The 17,215-nt window shown below is 68.9% G+C and carries 16 protein-coding genes; 10 read left to right on the top strand and 6 right to left on the bottom strand.

Annotated features, from left to right (window positions below):
- Positions 1-272: 272 nt before the first annotated feature.
- Positions 273-1,001, bottom strand: a complete 729-nt coding sequence (locus AB0H32_RS15615; RefSeq protein WP_361119717.1) for a TetR/AcrR family transcriptional regulator — start codon at positions 999-1,001, stop codon at positions 273-275.
- Between the two features lie 253 nt (positions 1,002-1,254).
- Here AB0H32_RS15615 and AB0H32_RS15610 point away from each other — a divergent pair, with 253 nt between their 5' ends.
- The 6 genes from AB0H32_RS15610 (at position 1,255) to AB0H32_RS15585 (ending at position 8,153) form a co-directional block, all read left to right on the top strand.
- Entirely contained in the window at positions 1,255-2,748 is a 1,494-nt protein-coding gene (locus AB0H32_RS15610; protein ID WP_361119715.1) for an MFS transporter, read from the top strand.
- A gap of 34 nt (positions 2,749-2,782) precedes the next feature.
- Complete coding sequence (locus tag AB0H32_RS15605; RefSeq protein WP_361119714.1) at positions 2,783-3,799, top strand: 2-oxoglutarate and iron-dependent oxygenase domain-containing protein; 1,017 nt, start codon at positions 2,783-2,785, stop codon at positions 3,797-3,799.
- 354 nt (positions 3,800-4,153) lie between these two features.
- Positions 4,154-5,158 carry a 2-oxoglutarate and iron-dependent oxygenase domain-containing protein gene (locus AB0H32_RS15600; protein ID WP_361119712.1) on the top strand — a complete coding sequence of 335 codons (1,005 nt, stop codon included), beginning with the start codon at positions 4,154-4,156 and terminating at the stop codon, positions 5,156-5,158.
- A gap of 68 nt (positions 5,159-5,226) precedes the next feature.
- Entirely contained in the window at positions 5,227-5,988 is a 762-nt protein-coding gene (locus tag AB0H32_RS15595) for a class I SAM-dependent methyltransferase (RefSeq protein ID WP_361119710.1), read from the top strand.
- A gap of 53 nt (positions 5,989-6,041) precedes the next feature.
- Positions 6,042-6,770, top strand: coding sequence for an NAD(P)H-binding protein (locus tag AB0H32_RS15590; protein WP_361119708.1), 729 nt, complete (start codon positions 6,042-6,044; stop codon positions 6,768-6,770).
- 375 nt (positions 6,771-7,145) lie between these two features.
- Complete coding sequence (locus tag AB0H32_RS15585; protein WP_361119706.1) at positions 7,146-8,153, top strand: hypothetical protein; 1,008 nt, start codon at positions 7,146-7,148, stop codon at positions 8,151-8,153.
- A 97-nt stretch (positions 8,154-8,250) separates the two neighbouring features.
- Here the strand turns inward: AB0H32_RS15585 and AB0H32_RS15580 are convergent, their stop codons facing one another.
- The 4 genes from AB0H32_RS15580 to AB0H32_RS15565 are packed head-to-tail and all read right to left on the bottom strand — an operon-like array spanning position 8,251 to position 12,859.
- Positions 8,251-9,579: an FAD-dependent monooxygenase gene (locus AB0H32_RS15580; protein ID WP_361119704.1), complete on the bottom strand. Its 1,329-nt coding sequence runs from the start codon at positions 9,577-9,579 to the stop codon at positions 8,251-8,253.
- Positions 9,576-11,168: a class I adenylate-forming enzyme family protein gene (locus tag AB0H32_RS15575; RefSeq protein WP_361119702.1), complete on the bottom strand. Its 1,593-nt coding sequence runs from the start codon at positions 11,166-11,168 to the stop codon at positions 9,576-9,578. Before AB0H32_RS15575 ends, AB0H32_RS15580 begins: the two co-directional genes overlap by 4 nt.
- A gap of 40 nt (positions 11,169-11,208) precedes the next feature.
- Entirely contained in the window at positions 11,209-11,760 is a 552-nt protein-coding gene (locus AB0H32_RS15570; RefSeq protein ID WP_361119701.1) for an SRPBCC family protein, read from the bottom strand.
- 13 nt (positions 11,761-11,773) lie between these two features.
- A complete protein-coding gene (locus AB0H32_RS15565; RefSeq protein ID WP_361119699.1) occupies positions 11,774-12,859 on the bottom strand; it encodes a ketoacyl-ACP synthase III in 1,086 nt (361 codons plus the stop codon).
- Positions 12,860-13,132: 273 nt separating this feature from the next.
- On the opposite strand from AB0H32_RS15565, the gene AB0H32_RS15560 reads away from it, so the two are divergent.
- Positions 13,133-14,122, top strand: coding sequence for an amidohydrolase family protein (locus AB0H32_RS15560; protein WP_361119697.1), 990 nt, complete (start codon positions 13,133-13,135; stop codon positions 14,120-14,122).
- A gap of 13 nt (positions 14,123-14,135) precedes the next feature.
- Positions 14,136-14,936, top strand: coding sequence for an arylamine N-acetyltransferase (locus AB0H32_RS15555; RefSeq protein WP_361119695.1), 801 nt, complete (start codon positions 14,136-14,138; stop codon positions 14,934-14,936).
- Positions 14,937-15,147: 211 nt separating this feature from the next.
- Here AB0H32_RS15555 and AB0H32_RS15550 read toward each other — a convergent pair whose 3' ends face one another.
- Entirely contained in the window at positions 15,148-15,543 is a 396-nt protein-coding gene (locus AB0H32_RS15550; RefSeq protein WP_361119693.1) for a nuclear transport factor 2 family protein, read from the bottom strand.
- A gap of 201 nt (positions 15,544-15,744) precedes the next feature.
- On the opposite strand from AB0H32_RS15550, the gene AB0H32_RS15545 reads away from it, so the two are divergent.
- Together AB0H32_RS15545 and AB0H32_RS15540 are read left to right on the top strand one after the other, a co-directional pair.
- Positions 15,745-16,413, top strand: a complete 669-nt coding sequence (locus tag AB0H32_RS15545) for an NAD(P)H-dependent oxidoreductase (protein WP_361119691.1) — start codon at positions 15,745-15,747, stop codon at positions 16,411-16,413.
- Positions 16,413-17,210: a VOC family protein gene (locus AB0H32_RS15540; RefSeq protein WP_361119689.1), complete on the top strand. Its 798-nt coding sequence runs from the start codon at positions 16,413-16,415 to the stop codon at positions 17,208-17,210. Before AB0H32_RS15545 ends, AB0H32_RS15540 begins: the two co-directional genes overlap by 1 nt.
- Positions 17,211-17,215: the final 5 nt, after the last annotated feature.

The following is a 17,215-nucleotide window of genomic DNA, read 5'->3' as shown; positions in this document are numbered from 1 at the left end:
CAGGGAAACGCTTTTCCATGCCACCTCTCGGACGCACATCCCCTTGGCATATTCACCAATGTGGGTTAAATCCCGAACGCACGAGCATGCACATTCACCCGAACGTGACGAAGACACCCTGCATGACCGCACCGCAAAGGGAGCGGCCCCTCGACGCCGATGAGCCGGAGACAGTGCGACGCCGACGAGGCGGAGACGGCGGCTCTTCCGCCCACGGGCTGCGGCCCCGCCCCGGGCGGAGAACCGCTCGGGGACGGGGCCGCAGCCGGGCCTCAGCTCCTGGTCTGCGCGTCGATTCCGTCGAGCAGCAGTTCCAGTCCGACGGTGAAGCTGGTGTCCCAGTCGACGTCGGAGATGTAGTTGTTCGCCGCGACGGTCGGATACCGGCCGCGCTGGCTCTCCAGGTACTCCTGCCCCAGCCGGGCCTCCTCGGCGGAGAGCTGAAGGCTGGACTGGGTCGCCGTGGCGCCCATCACGTGGTTGTACAGCGCCCACGTGGCGGCGTTGAGCCGTTTGCCGGTCAGTCCCGCGCGCAGCAGCGCGGACTGCAGGAACTCCATCCAGGCCAGGAAGTTGGGGCCCATCAGCGGCCGTTGCCGCGCGGGCAGGGTGGCCGCCCAGGGGTGCCGCAGCATCGCCTGCCGCCAGGTGTTGACCAGGACCACGATGTCGTCGCGCGGATTCTCGGCGCGCTGGTCCGGGAGTCGGGTCTCCCCGAAGATCGCGTCGACCGCCAGGTCGATGACGTCACCCTTGGTCGCCACGTGCCAGTACAGGGTCGTGGCACCCACCTGAAGCCGTTCGGCCAGGTGGCGCATCGTGAGCCGGTCCATCCCCTGCTCGTCCAGCAGGGCGACGGCGGCCAGGACGATGCGTTCCCGCGTCAGCGGCGGCTCTCCCTTGTTGCCCCGCGAGGAGCGGAGCCAGACGTTGCCGACTCCCGCGCCGCCCTGCGCCCTCGAGCGTTCCTTGCCCGCTATGACGTTCACCTCCGGATTCATGCGGCTCACCCCCGAGGGTGCACATCGCGCCACTGAGTGTTGCCGGTCGAGTCTTGCACGCCCGGGCCCGCGCTCCGTGCGCGACCGCCGCGGGTCTGCTGTCCGCATCTTCTATCGCACCTCAACTCCGTTTGTTCATGGGCTACTTGAAGCCAACTCAGGGACTGTGCGAGCGCCTGCGTAATGACACCGCTGCACAGAGTTGTAGTAGAGTCACGCCCCACTAGACCAACGTTCGAGTCACCCGACCATAGTGCGAGTACACGTGACATACATCCAGCAAGAAGCCCCCTCACCGGCTCGGTCCAAGACGCGCTGGTGGACCCTTCCAGTCGTGAGCCTCGCTCAGCTGATGGTCGTGCTGGACGCGACCATCGTGAACATCGCTCTCCCCTCGGCCCAGAAGAGCCTGGGCATGACAGACGCCGACCGTCACTGGGTGATCACGGCCTACGCCCTCGCCTTCGGCGGACTCCTGCTTCTGGGCGGGCGCGTGTGCAGTGCGATCGGCCACCGGCGGTCCTTCGCCATCGGCCTCGTCGGCTTCGGCCTGACCTCGGGGCTCGGCGGTGCGGCGGGCAATGCCGGCACCCTCTTCGCCGCACGCGCCGGACAGGGCGTCTTCGCCGCGCTCCTGGCGCCGGCGGCACTCTCCCTGCTCATCCTGACCTTCACCGACGGGCGCGAACGCGGAAAGGCCTTCGGTGTCTTCGCCGGTGTCGGCGCGGGCGGAGCGGCGCTCGGCGTCGTGGCGGGCGGACTGCTCACCGAGTACGCCAACTGGCGCTGGTGCCTCTACGTCAACATCCCCATGTCCGCGATCGCCCTGATCGGCGTCCCGCTCATCCTGCGCGACCGCCCGGGCGGCAACCTGCGCAGCGTGGACCTTCCCGGAGTGCTGCTCAGCGCCGCGGGCCTCGTCTCACTGGTCTACGGCTTCACCCAGGCGGAACCGCACGGCTGGGGCGATTCGACCGTGCTCGCCCTGCTCGTCGGCGGCGTGCTCCTGCTGAGCCTGTTCGTCCTGGTCGAGAGCAGGACGCGCAATCCGCTGCTGCCGCTGCGCATCCTGATCCACCGGGTCCGCGGCACCGCGTTCGTGTCCGTGTCCCTGATGTTCGCCGCGATGTTCGGCTTCTACCTCTTCGTGAGCTACTACACGCAGACGATCCTCGGCTACTCGCCGGTCAAGGCGGGCATGACGCTGCTGGTGAACGCCGTGAGCACCACCATCGGCGCGATGCTCATCGCCGGCCGGCTGAGCCGCCGGGTCACGCCCAACGTCCTGATCGCGGGCAGCCTGCTGTCCTCCGCCGCCGGCATGCTGATCCTCACGCAGCTGAAGGTGGACAGCTCCCACGTGTTCCCGGTGTATCTGACCCCGGCCATGATCCTGACCGGTATCGGTCTCGGCTGCCTGCTGGCGACGGCGACGAACACGGCGACGATCGAACTCGACCCGGCCGAGGCGGGTGTCGCGTCGGCGGCCTACAACACGGTGCAGCAGGTGGGTGCCGCGTTCGGCACCGCGCTGCTCAACTCCATCGCCACCAGCGTCACCACGTCGTACCTGAAGGACCACGGGAACCGCCCGGCAGCCGTCAACACCGCAACCGTGCACGGCTACACCGTGGCGCTCTGGGTGGCCTTCGGTCTTCTCGTGTGCGGTGCGCTGATCGTCGGCCTGTTCTCCCGAGGCGGTCACCGGACCTCCCGTCCAGAAGCGGTAGTCGAAGTCTCCGGCTGAGGCCGGGCGTCCACCGGAAGAGGGAGGATCAGTCATGCACGGCAACCGGGCGACCGTCACTGTCGCCGATGGATTCGTACCCGTCATCGACCTGTCGTCGAGAAGCACCACTCAGGGTCGTGCGGCGATCGCCGGGGCCATCGACCAGGCGTGCACGGGCTCCGGGTTCTTCGTCGCCGTCGGTCACGGAGTTCCCCAGGAACTCATCGCCCGCATGTTCACCGTGACCTACGAGTTCTTCAGAATGCCGGAGGAGGAGAAGGAGCTGGTCGCGCACTGCCCGGGGTTCTCCGGTTTCCGGCGGACGGGCGGAGCGACCGCCCTCAGCCTCGACCAGGAGACGCCCCCGGACCTGTGCGAGGCCTTCGCGATCCACGCCACCGGCGAGCTGAGCACCGAGGAGCGCCGAAAACTCGGCAACGAGTGGGCGACGTGGACGCTGGCCAACATCTGGCCGCAGAACCCTCCGGAGTTCAGGACGGTCTGGCAGGAGTACATGACGGTCATGGGCAACCTGGCCGCCGACCTCATGCGCCTGTTCGCGCTCGCCCTCGACCTCGGCGAAAGGTTCTTCGACGACAAGTTCGACCACCACGGCTCGTCCATCGCCGTCAACTACTACCCGCCGCAACTCAGCCCGCCACTGCCCGGCCAGTGGCGGCGAGGTCCCCACACCGACTTCGGCAGCCTCACCATCCTCTACCAGGAGGACGACCGCAGCGGCCTCCAGGTCCTCCAGGGCGAGGACACCTGGCGCGACGTCAGCGCCATCCCCGGCAGCTTCGTCGTCAACATCGGCGACCTGATGGCCCTGTGGACCGGCGGACGATGGGTCTCCACCATGCACCGCGTCGTCAACCCCCAGCCCGGCGACACCTCCTCCCGGCTCACCATCCCCTACTTCTACCTCCCCAACCACGACGCCTCCATCGAACCGATGCGGCCGAGCGGTGAATCCCGTGGCGGCGGTGGGCGTTTCGGCACCGGTGTGATCGCCGGGGAATGGATGTCGCGCAAGATCCAGAAGATGTTCGCCGGACCCACCGCCTAGCAAGAAGAGGCCGTACGCCGATCCGGCCGCTCCTTTGCAGGCACGCCTTCTCCCTGTGGACGCCCGGCCGGCGAATCGGCCGTTCCTCGTGCGGCGCCGGGCGGAATCAACCACGAGCAGGGCCGGGAGATATGCGCTCGAATAGTGATGAGCTGACAGATTCCATCACGGAGCATGGCAACTCTTCTCCGGCCGCACCTAGGGTCGAGGCGAGACGCCGCTGAAGGACGAGTTTCGGACGCTTCGCCAGACCGGCCCTGCTCCTCACCGCCCTCCACGCCCTGGACGAACGGCCTCCAGTGGATTCTCACCGCCCAGCAGATCCCTGAAAACATCAGGGAGAGAGGGAAAGCCGTGAGTAGTGATCAGTCGACCGTCACCGTGATCGATGACTTCGTGCCGGTCATCGACCTTTCCTCCCGGGAAGACCCGGGCAGGCGCACCGAAATTGCCGAGGCGATCGGAACCGCACTGCGCAGGTCCGGGTTCTTCATCGTCGTCGGTCACGGAATTCCGAAGGACCTGGCGGACCGCATGTTCACGGTGACCAACGGGTTCTTCAAACTGCCGGAGCCGGAAAAGGACCTCGTCGCGTCCCGCCCCGGAGTGTCCGGGTACCGCAGGGCCGGCGGCACCCTCGCCCGCAGCCTCGACCGGAAGACTCCCCCGGACCTGTGCGAGACGTTCGCCGCCCATGTGACGGGCGAGCTGGGCGACGAGGAACGCCACAAGCTCGGGAACGAGTGGGCGAGCTGGACGCACAAGAACATCTGGCCGCAGAACCCTCCGGAGTTCAGGACGGTCTGGCAGGAGTACATGACGGCCATGGGCAACCTGGCCGCAGACCTCATGCGCCTGTTCGCGCTCGCCCTCGACCTCGACCTCGACGAGAAGTTCTTCGACGACAAGTTCGACCACCACGGCTCGTCCATCGCCGTCAACTACTACCCCCCGCAGCTCAGCCCTCCTCTGCCCGGCCAGTTGCGACGAGGTCCCCACACCGACTTCGGCAGCCTCACCGTCCTCTACCAGGAGGACGACCGCAGCGGCCTCCAGGTCCTCCAGGGCGAGGACACCTGGCGCGACGTCAGCGCCATCCCCGGCAGCTTCGTCGTCAACATCGGCGACCTGATGGCCCTGTGGACCGGTGGACGCTGGGTCTCCACCATGCACCGCGTCGTCAACCCGCAAGCCGGTGACACCTCCTCCCGGCTCACCATCCCCTACTTCTACCTCCCCAACCACGACGCCTCCATCGAACCGATGCGGCCGTTCACGGACTCCCCCGCGGTGGAGCGATTCGACACCGTGACGGTCAGCGAGTGGGTGTCGCGCAAGGTGCAGAAGATTTTCAGCTGAGCCCGGTCCGGCTACCGATCCGATCACCGACCAGGCCCTAGCCCTGCTCCGCAGAAAGGCAGTGGATCATGCAGAAGAGCGTCCATCACGACAGGATCAGTGAGCAGTACCAGGCTTCGAGCACGCAGTACGACAGCGTCAAGAACCTGCCCTACGCGTTTGCCGAACGGGAGACCCTGCTGTCCGGGATGCCCGATCTCACCGGGAAGCGGGTCCTGGACGTGGCCTGCGGAACGGGCTTCTACTCGCGCATCTTCAAGCGCCTCGGGGCGGAGACGGTCGTCGGCGTCGACATCGAGCGGAGCATGGTCGACGTGGCTCGCCAGATCGAGACCGAGCAGCCGCTGGGCATCACCTACGAGGTGGGCGACGCGGCCGAGCTGCCGGTGCTCGGGGGGTTCGACGTCGTCGCGCCCGTCTGGGCGTTCGTGCACGCCAAGGACGCCGCGGAGTACCACGAGATGGTGTCGCGATGCGCCGCCAACCTGGTGCCGGGCGGCACCATGGTCGCCCTGTGCTCGAACCCCGACATCGACCTCGAGAAGATGTCCGTCTATCCGCGCTACGGCCTCTCCATCACGCCGAAGGAGAAGCACGGCGAACTCCAGGTCATCCACATCGAGATGGATGTCGAGCCGCACGTCGGATTCGACGGCTTCTTCTGGCCGGCGGGCACCACGGAAGCGGCGATGGAGAAGGCGGGTCTCGTCGATGTCCGGCGTCTGCCGAACCGCGCCCCCGGGCATGCGGCCGGCCTGTCCGAGAAGGGATACTGGGCCGATTTCGTGGCGAACCCGCCGTTCGCTCTCTACACGGCCACCAAGCCGTAACGGGAAAGCAGTCGCAACAGACACGGTGGAAACTCTCGAGACGGGGAAATCCATTGAAGCTCGCTGTATTCGGAGCGAACAGTTCGACGGGACGGCATCTCACCGAACAGGCGGTCGCCGCGGGCCACACAGTGACCGCGGTCGTGCGGCGGCCCGAGGCATTTCCGTTGTCCGGCCCGCATCTTCAGATATGCGGTGCGGACGTGAACGACAGAGCAGCGGTCGAGCGAGCGGTCGCCGGACAGGACGCGGTCGTATCGATTCTGGGTGTGCCGTACGGACGCCAACCGGTGACCGTGCTTTCGCGGGGTATCACGCACATCACGGACGCGATGGCCGTGCACGGCGTCAAGCGACTGGTCACCGTGACCTCACGTCTGCTCGCCGTGCACACCAATCGGGCGGCCGGAGAAAAACCGCCCCTCGAGCGATTCATGTACCGCAGGGTCATCTACCCGTTCCTCACCACCCTCGGCCGGACCCTGTACGACGACATGGTGCGCATGGAGCAGATCGTCCGCGCGACGGATCTCGACTGGACGATCGTCCGCCCCTCGGCGCTCTTCAACACCGACACCTTGAGCCCCTACCACTTCGGCCCGCCGGAGTCACCGGGACTTTATACGTCGCGTATTGATCTGGCGCATTCCCTGCTCGAGGAGGTGACCGAAAACAAGCATGTGCACTCGGTCGTCTCGGTCTTCACCACGCAAGGGGTCCCGACCTTTGGTGACGTATTGAAGAAGGAGGTCATGCGCATCGGGTCCTGGGACCACAAGTAAGTTTCAGGCCATGTCCGGATGGCGGCACCGCCCTGTAATGGGCGATGTCGCCATCCGTGCCTTTGCGCCCCCTCCCCCAAAACCCCCGAGTCCGAGATCGTCTCAATCCGAACCAACTTACTTTGCGCAGTGGAAATACTGGAACAGGTGTGACAATCTGAAATAAGCGACGACACCCGCCCTTACGTGCGAAGGGGAGAGCTTCAAGGGGGAGATGCACCCGTGCACAAAGGCTCGCAGCTCGCATTATTCCTCGAAAGTCTGCACTGGTCGCCCGAGCGGTTGGCCCGTGAAATTAATCGAAAATACGGCGAGGGCACGGTCAGCCTGAAAGCTCCGTACGGCTGGGCGAAAGGGGCGTACCCACGCGGTCAAGTGCCTGATTTCGTTGCCTCCGTACTCTCCGAGCAGCTGGGCAGATCGATCGATATCGGCCAGATATGGCCGGAGCGCTTTCCGGACACCGGGCCCGGCGGCGTCGGCGGCCCGGCGCCCGGGGCTCCCTGGTCCGAACAGCACGTCGACCGCGCCCTTCGAGCCCTCCTCGACCAGGAGGAGCACGGGACCGGGCCGTGTCCGCGCTCCGGTGAGCCGGTACCCGGACCCGAACTGGTGGCGCTGGCCGTCGACTGGCTCACGGCGGACACCACGCTGGCCTCGGCGCGGTCGGACGGCCCCGAACTCCCCGCGGAGATGGTCGAGGTGCTGGCCGGCCGGATCACGCGGCTGCGCAGGCTGAGTGCCTCGCAGGACAGCGCCCTCATCAGGAAGTGGGTGGTGCACGAGCTGGACTGGACCCGTCACCTGACCAGGAACGCCGCCTACGACGCGCCGACCGGTCGCCGGCTCTACGGCGCGACAGCCGAGCTGGCCCAGCTCGCCGGCTGGCTGGCCGAGGAGAAGGGCCTGTACACCCAGGGCCAGCAGTACCTGCTGGTGGGGCTGCACGCGTCCGGCCTGGCCGGCGACCGCAACCTGGGCGCGTACATCCTGTCCTGTCTCAGCTACCACCTCACGAAGTGCGGCAACGGACGGGACGCGCTGCGGCTGATCAAGCTCGCCGACATCGGTATGGAGGACGCGGTGCCCGGTGTCCTGCGTTCGCTCCAGGCGTCGCGCGAGGCGTGTGCGCGCGCCGGGTCCGGCGACGAGTGGGAGCCCGTGGACCGGACGGACCCGGACGGTGCCCTCCCCCTGCTCGGTCTGGAGGAACGTATCGCCGCAGCCCTGCTGGGCCGGGAGGACGAGAGCCGACTGCCGCGGCAGGCGGAGCACCCGGACACCCCGGTGTCCGAGGCAGAGGTGCGAACCGTCGCCTCACCGGCGTGTCTGAGCTGCTGCGGCGAGTTCGCCGAGGCCCAGCGGGTGTGCGGCGACGGGTGACAGGTGATCTGTGGCATCGCCCGCGGGGCGCGCGTGCGGCCGCGGGGCTGTCGGCGCGGTCGGCGCACCCCGCGTCCGGCCCGCGACGCCGGCCCTCCTACTGCGGCTGGTCCGGGGGCGCCAGGTAGCCGCCCAGGGTGTAGGTCCCGGGCGGCACCGCCCGGGACCCGTCGTCGACGTCGTCGGCGGCCAGGACACCGGCCAGTGTGTACGTCCCTTCCTCCGCGGGGCCCGGCGGCCGGGCACGGTCCGGTGCGGCGAAGTTCCGCGCACCGTGCAGCCATGCCACGTAGTCGTGGAGGTCGGTCGCCGACATGGCGGTCAGTGCCTTGTTGCGGGCGGTGGCCTCCGTGTCCGCGGCGTGCCACAGCGCGATGCTGTCCCGGGCCAGCCGATGGACACGCGCTGTCCGGTCCCTGCGGGCCGTGTTGTAGCGGCGCAGCCGCTCGCCGAACTCGGCGGCCGTGCAGTCCAGCAGGTCTCCGAGCACCACCGCGTCCTCGAGGGCCAGGCACGCGCCCTGCGCCGCGTAGTGCAGCATCGGATGGGCCGCGTCACCCAGCAGCGCGACCCGGCCGTCGGTCCAGACGTCCACGGGGTCGCGGTCGACCAGCACCCACGCCTTCCACTCCGTGGCCAGTTCCAGGAGCCGTTGCGCGGTGTCGCAGAGCACGGCGAACTGCTCGCGCACCTGCGCCGTCGGCACCGCCGTGCCGGAGAAGGTCTCGGCCGGCCGGTTCTCGACGCTGGGGGCGAGGTTGAGACTGCGGCCTCCGGCGATCGGATAGTGCACGAAGTGCCGGCCCGGCCCCGCCCACCACGTCACCGACTCGTGCCGCAGGTCCGGGGGCACCCGGTCCATGGGGACGATCGAGCGGTAGACGGTGATGCCGGCGTTGCGCGGTCCGCCGTCGCCGACCAACTGCTCACGTACGGCGGAGTGCAGGCCGTCGGCGCCCACGAGGGCGTCGGCGGTCAGAGCTTCGCCCCCCGCGAGCAGCACGCGCACCGCCTGCCCGGTGTGTTCATAGCCGACGACCGCGCTGGAGGGCCGCAGCTCGATCCGGTCGCTGCCCCGGCACGCCTGCAGCAGCAGCCGGTGGAGCTCGCCGCGGTGCACCACGACATAGGCGCTGCGGAAACGGTCGCGGTAACGCTCGTCCAGCGGCATGCTGACGACGTGCTCGCCCGACACGCCGTCCATGAAGCGCAGTTCCCGGACCGGTACGGCGATCCGGCGGACGGCCGAGGCCACGCCCAGGCGGTCGAGCGCGTGCATGCCGTTCGGGGCGAGCTGGATACCGGCACCGAGTTCGGCGAACTCGCGGTTCCGCTCGCACAGCACCACACGGTGCCCCCGGGCCGAGACGCTCAGCGCCGCGGCGAGACCGCCGATGCCGCCGCCGGCGATGACGACCGTCGTCATGCCGGTGCTCCGGCCCGGCCCTCGTCCGCATGCTCTTCCCGTCCGATCAGGCGGGCGAGTTCCAGCCGTTTGACCTTGGCGGTTGCCGTCTGGGGAAGGTCCGCCTGCCGCCACTGCACCGGCGGTGCCATCTCCGGCAGGTCGGCCACCGCCGCCCGCCAGGCCTCGGGGTTCAGCGGCCGGTCGCCCTTGGTGCACACCACCGGGCGGGGCAGCCCGTTCTCGGCGGGGACTATGACGACCTCGGTGATGTCGGCGAGGCGCGAGAACAGCCGGTCCTCCACCGACAGGGTGCTGCCGAAGCCGGGGATCTCGTCCACCTCCCGGTCCAACAGGTGCAGACAGCCCCAGCGGGTGCGGTAGCCCAGGTCGCCCATGCGCCACCAGCCTGCGTCGGCCTGCCGGTCGAAGCGCTCCTGCTCGCCCAGGTACGTGCGGATCCGGCCGTCGCTGCTGACCTCGATGTACCCCGGCGAGGCCGACGTCGGCCGGTTGCCGTCGCGGCTCACCACACGCACGCCGGTCATGCCCGGGAACGGGATGCCGACACAGCGCCCGTCCGCCTCGGGCGAGCGGTGTCTGCCGTACGAGCGCGCGGCGGTCGGTCCGACCTCGCTCTGTCCGTAGATCTGGCCGAACCGCGGGGACCGGCGCCGGGAGCCACCGATCAGGGTGCGCACCGTACGCGGATGCAGTGCGTCGAAGGTGCTGCTGAAGAACTTGACGTTGGCCAGCGGTTCGAGGGGGTCGGCGGCGAGCCGCTCCCAGCTCATGTACGTGTTCGGGTGGGCTTCGAGGACGGCCGGACGCAGCCGGGCGAACAGCTGCGACACCCGCTGCGGGTCGGCGTCCGCGAGGATCCCCACCGGGAAGCCGCGCAGCAGCGCGATGGCGAGCGCGGTGAACAGCCGCGAGTGCACGAACGAGACGTGGATGGCCACCGGTTCGCGCCGCCGCATCAGCGCTGTGGCCAGTGCCTGCGGCCGGTAACGGGCTTCGAGGCCGAACGCGGTGTGGACGGCCAGCTTCGGGACACCCGTCGTGCCGGAGGTGTGCGTGACGAGGGTCGGGTGGTCGGGAGGCATCTCCAGCACGGGAATCCGCGGAGCACCCGCCAGTTCGGCCAGGGCCGTGGCGCGGTCGTCGGTGCCCGAGGCCAGCAGCACGCGGCGGGTGAGGGCGAAGACCGTGTCGGGCAGAGAGCCGGCCAGCTTCGCGGCGTCGGTGATCAGGTACGGCCGGTCGACCCGGCGCAGGAGTGCCGTCACCGTGTCGCCGTCCAGGTGGGGAGAGAGCAGGACGGGCACGGCGCCGATCCGGGTGGCCGCGACAGCCAGCAGGGTGATGTCGAACGCGTTGCTCTTGTGGATCACCGCATGGTCGCCGGGTCGTAGCCCCGCGCGCCACAGGCGCGAGCCGAAGTCGCTCACGAGATCGGCGACGTCCGTCATCGTCATGGCCCGGCCACGCTCCGGCGCGATGTCCAGATCGTGGTCGAGGAGCAGGACGTTCGTCGGGTACCGGGCGGCCGCCCGGTCGAACAGCGCACCCAGCCTGATGCCGCGATTTCCTACGCGCTGGAGAAACATGCGTCAACCTCGATCTGCTCGGATGTCCGGGAACGCTGTGTCAGTCGCTTTCGATGACCTTCTTGAGACGTCCGACGGTGGCGGTCATGTCGTTCTTGAGCTTTGCCCCCCACTCCTTGAAGAACCTCTTCTTCTCGTCGTCGTCCATCTCCGCGGTGATGCCCTGGATTCCCTCGGTGGCGGTGCCCATACGGAAGTGGTGGACGAGGTGTGTGCCGCCGTCGGCGGCGCGCAGGGTGAAGCCCCAGACACTGTCCTGGGGCCGGCCGGACAGGGTGCGCATGGCCCAGGCGAAGCGGTGGGCGGGCTCGGCGGCCACCACCTCGGCCGTCGTGGTCCACGAGCCGCGGACCACCGGTGCCCACGCCACCACGTCGGCGGGCCGGTCGTTGTGGCCGCGGAAGACCGAACCCAGGGCGCCGGGTTCGCCCTCGATCCACTCACCGCCGGTGCATTCCTCGCTCCACTGGTGACTGCGCGGCAGATCGCTGACCACCGCGTAGACGAATTCGGGTGCTGCGGCGACCTGAACTTCGATCCTTATCTCGAAGAGGGCCACGTCGTGGTTTTCCGCTTCCCTTTTTGCGTCCATGGAGACATCGTCGTCAGGCATTTACCGGCCGGGCAACGGAACCGGCAGCGGATTCGTCAAGTCCCGCCCCGGGACCGGTTCGGCGCGCACGCGGGGCCTGCCATTCGACCAGGGCGAGGCCGGCCGCCATACCCCCGCCGAACCCGGCCAGCACCACCAGGTCGCCGGGGGTGATCCGGCCGGCGGCCCGGTCCAGGGTGATGGGGACGGACGCCGCTCCCGTGTTGCCGAAGAACCTCACGGTGGTGTGCGTACGCTCGGGCAGGAATCCGAGGTCCGCGGAGAGCGACTCGATCATCCGGCCGTTGGCCTGGTGGGGGACGAAGTGCAACGGCCGTGCGCGGTCCGGCACATGGGTGTCCACGAAGGAGCGGATCAGCGGTGCGACACGGCTCTCCACGAAGCGGCGCACCGCGGGGCCGTCCATCGTGAAGTAGTGCAGGCCCTGCTCGACGGACGCCGCGGAGGCGGGGATCTGCGAGCCGCCCGCGGGGACACGGATGAGGCCCCGTTCCTCGGGGAAGGTGGCGAGCCGGGTCGCGATCACTCCGTCGCCCCTGGTGGGCCCCAGGACCACGGCACCCGCGCCGTCGCCGAAGAGCACGACGGTCCGCCGGTCGGCGGGGTCCAGCGTGCGGGAGTAGATGTCGGCGCCGATGACCACGGCGTGACCGCCGGAGCCGCGGATCATGCTTTCCGCCGCGGTCAGGGCGAAGACGAAGCCGCTGCACACCGCGTTGACGTCGAAGGCCGGTGTGCCGGCCGGAACCCCGAGTTCCGCGGCGACGGCCGTGGCGGTGGGGGGCTGGGGCGAGTCGGGGGTCGACGTCGCCACGAGGATCAGCGTGACGTCTTCGGCGCGCACGCCGGCGTCGTGGAGCGCCATGCGCGCGGCCATGGCCGCCAGGTCCGAGGTGGTCTCGTCGGACTTCGCCCAGCGGCGCTCGTGGATCGCGGTCTTCCGCCTGATCCACTGGTCCGTCACGCCGGCTGGTGCTCCGACGTCGTCGTTGGTGACGACGTTGCCGGGGAGACAGGAACCCGTGCCGAGGATTCCGACCGAATCCGCGTCACGGACCGCTACTGCACGACTGGCCATGGTGACTCATTCCAGGTCGTCGCCGCGCACAATTCCGGGGACGGAGTCCCGCACGGCGTCCGGTACGACAGTTCTGCGTCGGAAGATAGCCACCGGCGCTGCGCATACCCCAGACACCGCGGCAATGAATGTCACCTCTGTAGGCTTCACGACTGCCGATGCCCGGTACCCGCACGGAAGTTGACAGACTTACCGGCCGGCCCGTCGACGCTCCCCGCAGGAAAACGTAGCGTTGGTGGCCGATATGTCCGTCCGTCCGACAAGGGACACCGCATGGGGAGAAGTAATTCCGCGTCGGCAGACGCACCATGGTCCAATGCAATCGACGTGCATCACCACGTCATTCCGGAATTCTATGTGGAGGAACTCCGGAAACTCGGCGCCGCCGCCACGCTGCCCGGCGTCGACAAGCCCGCCTGGCGGGTGGAGACCAGTCTGTCGATGATGGACCGGCAGGGCATACGGGCGGCCGTGGTCAACGTGTGGCCGGGGGTACCCGCCGTGGACGCGGCCACCGGCGCCCGGTTCGCACGCCGGGTCAACGAGTTCCTCGCGGAGCTGGTGGCCGCGCACCCCGGCCGTCTGGGGGCGTTCGCCGTGCTGCCGCTGCCGCACCTGGACGCCACGCTCGACGAACTCGCCTACAGCACGGACGTCCTCGGCCTCGACGGGGCAGGACTGGTGACCCACTACGGCGGGGTGTACGTGGGGGATCCGTCGCTCGACGCGTTCCATGCCGAGGCGGCCCGGCGCAGAACGCCGCTGTTCGTCCACCCGACGGCGCCCCCGGTCGATCAGCCGGCCTTCGGTCTGCCGGTCTCGCTGTGCGAGTTCCCCTTCGAGACGGTGCGACTGGCGGCCCAACTGCTGTACAACCGCACCCTGGACCGCCACCCGGGGCTGCGTGTGATCCTGTCCCACGGCGGTGGCGGTGTGGCGTACTACGCCGCCCGGCTCGCCTGCGGGCCGCTGATCCGCGCCGACCTCGCCGAGCGGCTGCCCGCCGACCCGATCGGTTATCTGCGGCGCCTCTACAGCGACACCGCGATGATCGGCGATCCCCATGCTTTCGCCTCGGTGCGCTCGTTCGCGACAGCGGACCGGATTCTCGTCGGTTCGGACTTTCCCTTCATGCCGGAGTCGTTCGGCGAGCAGGGGGGCCACTACATCGCCGACCGCGGCGGATTCACCCCGGAGGAACTGGAACGCATCGAGCTCGGCAATGCCATGGATCTTTTCCCTCGATTGGCGAAGTACCAGTAGAAGGGCTGTCAGCGTGCTCGAGGAAACCACCATCACCGCGTATCTGGACCGCATTTCCGCCCGGCGGCCCGCACAGGCCGACCTTGCATCGCTGCGCGATCTGCAGATGCGCCATCTCCTCTCGGTGCCCTTCGAGAACCTGGGCTACCACCTGGGCGAGGAGATCCACATGGACGAGAGGGTCGTCGACAAGATCGTCAAGGAGCGGCGCGGCGGCGGCTGTTACGAGGTCAATCCGGGGCTCGCCCATCTCCTGCGGGGCCTTGGTTACGACGTCTCCTTCATGCCCGGCCGCGTGTGGATCAAGGGCGAGCTGACCGCTCCCCTGTGCCATCTGGCGCTCAAGGTCCGTGCCGACGGGGCCGACTGGCTGGTCGACGTCGGCTTCGGCCGCAACAGCAGGTACCCGCTGTCCCTGGAGACGGACCGGGTTCAGCCGGACCCGCACGGCGACTACCAGGTCACCGCCGCCGACGACGGCGGCATCGACGTGCGCGCGAACGGCACGCTCCAGTACCGGGTCTACGACGTGCCCTGCCGCATCTCCGACTTCGGTCCCACCCTGTGGTGGTATCGCACGGCGCCGGATTCGCCTTTTCTGCAGAACCTGTTCTGCTCGATGCCGACCGAGAACGGCCGGATCACGCTGAAGGAGAACCAGCTGACGCACATCGTCGGCAGCGAACGGGAGAGCCGGCAGCTGGCCGGCGACGAGGAAGTCCGCGCCGCGTACGACAAATGGTTCGGCATCAAGCTGGAGCGGCTGCCGGTGAAGGAGAGCGGGAGCACCACCGTGCCGATGTCGTTCGACTGAGCCGGTCCGGGCAGGGCGCCGGGGCCGGGCGCCCCGGGGAGTCCGGGCCGCACGCCGGTCCCGGCTCCCGAAGGCCCCGGGGCCCCGGTATCCCGGCATCCCGGAATCCCGGCATCCGAGCGCCGGCCTCACCCTGCGCGTGCCACTCTGCGGTGGTCACAGGGTGCCGGAGGGATTCCGGTGGCGTCGGGTGCCGGAGGGATTCCGGTGGTCACCCCGTGCCGGAGGGGTTGGAGATGAGATACCTCCAGTGCCCGTCCGCACCCCTGCGGGCGACGTCCGTCGCCGTGCCCTCGGTGTGCACACGGGTGCCGTCCGGCCCGACGCCGTCGTGGACGTAGTCGTTGATCAGCAGGGCGGTGTCGCCCACCTGATAGACCTGACGCAGCGAGACGGTGATCGGGACCCGGTCCCGTACCACCGTCGGCAGCGCCGCGCGCCTGCGCGCACCCGAGGACAGCAGGCCCGGCCGCACCACGTGCACGGCTTCCGGTACGAAAAGGGCGTCCAGCAGTTCCAGGTTCTGCGCGTTGAAGGCGTCGGCGAAGACATAGGGAAGATCGGCCGGATCGACGGGAAGACCATTGCTGGCCGGTATGTCGGACATGGGATCGAGTACAGCATCCGGGAATGCCGGCAGGCAGTACGCCGGGCCGATGTCTGTCACCTTCGCCTGCAGTGCGACGAGTGGCATCCGGACCTGACAGATCAGGGAAACAGACGTGGAGGGACGCCTTTCGGGACTGGCACGATGCCGGTGGAATTCGAACGTCATGAACCCTCGGCCGGTCGGCAAGGAGCGTTTCCTTTGACGAACATCACCATTGTCTTCCATTCCCGCAGCGGAAACACTTATCAGCTGGTGGAAAGGGCAGCGAAAGCGGCGCTCGACGCGGGCGCCGACGTACGCGTGCGCAAGGCGCCCGACCTCCCCGACCCGATGATCCTCGACCGGGACGCGTACGCCGAGCTCGCGGCGGCCACGCAGGACGTCCCGGCGGCAGGTCTGGACGATCTGGTCTGGGCCGACGCGATCATGATCGGCACACCGGTCCACTACGGCCTCCCCGCTCCGCAGATCATGAACTTCATCGACCACACCGGGCCGGTCGCCATACCGGGCAGGCTGATGAACAAGGCGGTGTCCGCGTTCGCCTCCGGTTCGATGCCGCACGCGGGCCAGCAGGCGGCGATCCTGGCGCTGCACAACGCGTTCTGCCACTGGGGTGCGGTCATCGTGCCGAACGGCTCCGCCGCCGCCGTACTGCACCAGCCGGGCAACGGGGCTCCGTACGGCACCGGCACCATCTCGCGGCACCAGGCGAACAGCGTGACCGAGGACAACTTCGACGCGATCGAGTACCAGACGCTGCGCACCCTCCAGATCGCCGGGGCGCTCTCCCGGGGCCTCCAGCCCGAGCCGAAGATCACCATGGTGAGCGAGGAGCGGCTGCGCACCTTCGGTCTGGACATCTGATGCGCCCCGGCAAGGTGGAGCGTGACACGCCCTGGCCGCACGGTCATCCGTGCTGGGTAGAGGTCCGGGTCGGCTCTACGGAGAGGGCCGCCGCCTTCTACGGGCAGCTGTTCGGCTGGACGTTCTTCGACCACGGCCCCGACTACCAGCACTATCTGACGGCGCGACTCGACGGGCGGGCCGTCGCCGACATCGGGCCGAGGCCGGCCGGGGAGAGCACCGCGGAGCCCGCGGCGTGGCTGGTGTGCTTCGCGGTCGACAGCACCGACGCGGCGGCCAAGGAGATCACCAGGGCCGGTGGCACCCTGCTGCTCCCCCCGCTCGACGTGGGGTCGCACGGCAGGTTCGCGGTCGCCGCCGATCCGGCCGGCGCGGAGTTCGCCGTCTGGCAGTCGAACGCCTACTCGGGCACGGAGATCGCCGGCGTCGCGGGGTCGGTGGTGTGGCACCACTGCCTGAGCAGGGACGTGGAGGCGTCGCAGGCCTTCTACGCCGATGTGTTCGGTCACACCTCGATCCGCTCCTCCGGCTCTGCCGGAGACGGCCGCGTCCTGCTGCTCGACGGGCACCCGGTGGCCGGGATCGGCGCGACGGGCGCGGACGCGCCGGTCGATGCGTCCTCGCACTGGAGGGTCACGTTCGGTGTCGCCGACCTCGACACCGCGCTGGTGAAGGTCGCCGAACTGGGCGGCACCCTGTGCGAGGGCCCCTTCCACACGTCGCACGGACGGCGGGCCCGCGTCACCGACGAACAGGGCACTCCGTTCGAGGTGCTGGAGGTCGGCGACCAGGGCTGAGGCCG

Origin of the sequence: Streptomyces sp. NPDC020362 (assembly GCF_040642095.1) — a bacterium.
In the GTDB taxonomy this organism is placed as follows: domain Bacteria; phylum Actinomycetota; class Actinomycetes; order Streptomycetales; family Streptomycetaceae; genus Streptomyces.
This window is presented reverse-complemented; position numbering and strand designations above follow the sequence as displayed.